Raw genomic sequence first — 2,242 nt, forward strand, 5'->3', positions numbered from 1 at the left:
CGCTCTTTTTGTTTTTGTGAGGAGGTGAATGGTTTGAGCCCCTTGCCGCCATTTTGTTCTTTACGGATGAACATTAAATCCTTAGAAACCTGCGAGTAAGCGATATCTAGGATGACGGGCTTTGATTTGAAGTATCCCAAAATCGCGACAAAGTAACATCTATGAGCTCTGAGACGAATTGACCGAAAAACTGCCAATTCCGCATCGTTCAGAGAAAAGTACAGACGTTGTTCTTCGATTGAAAAAATGGGTGGGGAATAAAGATCTGCCTGTTCTGCTCTCGTGAGAATAGTAATTTCGTTTTTGATGGCCATATCAGGGCTGTTCCGTATTAAATGTACGATATTTACCTAATTTGCCACACTTATAAGTAGTAACCCACCTCCGCAGCCATTTATTGGTGTGGTCTACAGAGGATTATGTCTTTTTAGAGGGGAAAATCCCTAGAACCCCAAATTAAACCACGTATCACCGTTTAACTTACTCCGACACCTCACAATTGATTGATACTAAATTGAATGCATTAGTGAAAGGCGGCATTATTCTCGGATAAAGACGGCTTAAAGCCATCTAATAAGCGTTATGTGTTTTTCTTGTAAGCGCCGTAATTGAACAAAACTTTTTTCTAGCCATGCGGCGTGGGTAGATCAAAAATCAGCGCCTTAGAGCGTCAATTTGGCGCCTTATTTTTGTGATTTTAAGTGGTTGCAAGTTGCTGTTTTTAAGGTGTTTATTTTTCTTGAGAACTGGTTGGTAAATGTTAGTCTTCGACTCAAATAAAAAGAGGGCTACAAAATGGATAAAACAGACCAGTTATATGTACAAGCTGACTTTTCACATCAAGACTTGAGTGGTCAGTATTTTAAAAATTGCAAATTTTTCTGCTGTTCCTTTAAACGGGCAAACCTCCGCGATACACAATTTGTAGATTGTTCTTTCATTGAACGAGGAGAATTAGAGGGGTGTGATTTTTCTTACTCGGATCTTAGAGACGCATCTTTTAAAAACTGCAGTCTTTCAATGTCGTATTTCAAAGGTGCAAATTGTTTTGGTATCGAGTTCAGAGAGTGCGATTTAAAGGGGGCAAATTTTGCTCAAGCTAGCTTCATGAATCAGGTATCGAACAGAATGTATTTTTGTTCAGCCTATATAACAGGTTGTAATCTGTCATACGCAAATTTTGAAAGGCAGTGTATCGAAAAGTGTGATTTGTTTGAGAATAGATGGATTGGTGCAAATTTGAGTGGGACATCATTTAAAGAGTCTGATTTAAGTCGGGGAGTATTTTCTGAAGGGTGCTGGAGCCAGTGTAGGTTGCAAGGTTGTGATTTGAGCCACTCGGAGCTGTATGGTTTAGACCCCCGGAAAGTTGACCTTACAGGTGTAAAAATCTGTTCGTGGCAACAAGAACAACTTTTAGAGCAATTAGGTTTAATAGTAGTACCTGACTAAATTTGATGGTTTGAACACACACATAACAAACGCCTCAAGAGGGACTGTCAACGCGTGGCGTTCCCAGTCCCAATGAGCTGTGGTGGTTACGGTTGTAAATTTAAGCCGTGCGGTAGCGTTGCCAGCCCCTTAGGCGGGCGTTAGCCCTCAGGAGGAAAAATGAAAATATCCATTATGGCAGCAGTTTCTGAGAATGGAGTAATTGGCTCTGGATTGGATATACCTTGGCATGTACAAGGTGAGCAGCTCCTGTTCAAAGCTATGACTTACAATCATTGGCTTTTAGTCGGTCGTAAAACTTTCGACTCAATGGGTAAACTTCCCAATAGGAAATATGCTGTGGTTACTCGCTCAGAAATGGTCTCGAATGATCCAGATGTTATTTATTTCACCAGCATTGAATCGGCATTATCTTACTTAGACAATACGACAACACATGTCTTTGTTTCTGGTGGTGGTGAAATTTACAAAGCATTAATCGAACAAGCAGATGTTATCCATCTTTCAGTGATTCATAAGCACATCTCTGGCGACGTGTTTTTCCCTTCAGTTCCACAGAGTTTCAAACAAACATTTGAGCAAAGTTTCAGTTCAAATATTGATTACACGTACCAAATTTGGGCAAAGGGCTAACAAACTGTTTAAGAGGGATTCGCAACGCGTGGCATTTTTACTATGCGTTGGTTTTAGTGGTTAAGGTGGTATGCGGAAGCTTCGGTATTGCGTTGCTCACCCCTTAACAGGGCGTTATAGCAAAGGAGATAAACGTTGAGTAAGTCAATATTAATAG

3 protein-coding genes are annotated in these 2,242 nt (G+C 40.4%); 2 read left to right on the forward strand and 1 reads right to left on the reverse strand.

All coding sequences use genetic code 11. The features are described 5' to 3' along the window. The coding region (locus R7127_RS25975; protein ID WP_318148658.1) for a DUF4158 domain-containing protein at positions 1-314 on the reverse strand (314 nt) is incomplete at its 3' end. A 481-nt stretch (positions 315-795) separates the two neighbouring features. Here R7127_RS25975 and R7127_RS25980 point away from each other — a divergent pair. Then, the gene (locus R7127_RS25980; protein WP_063866460.1) at positions 796-1,452 is read left to right on the forward strand and encodes a quinolone resistance pentapeptide repeat protein QnrVC7; all 657 of its coding nucleotides are present in this window, start codon (positions 796-798) and stop codon (positions 1,450-1,452) included. Between the two features lie 159 nt (positions 1,453-1,611). Next, on the forward strand, positions 1,612-2,085 hold the full coding sequence (gene dfrA31, locus R7127_RS25985; RefSeq protein ID WP_000703246.1) for a trimethoprim-resistant dihydrofolate reductase DfrA31: 474 nt from the start codon (positions 1,612-1,614) through the stop codon (positions 2,083-2,085). The last annotated feature ends 157 nt before the right edge of the window (positions 2,086-2,242 follow it).

Origin of the sequence: Vibrio sp. 1159 (genome assembly GCF_033340395.1) — a bacterium.
GTDB classification, from domain to species: Bacteria; Pseudomonadota; Gammaproteobacteria; order Enterobacterales; family Vibrionaceae; genus Vibrio; species Vibrio alginolyticus.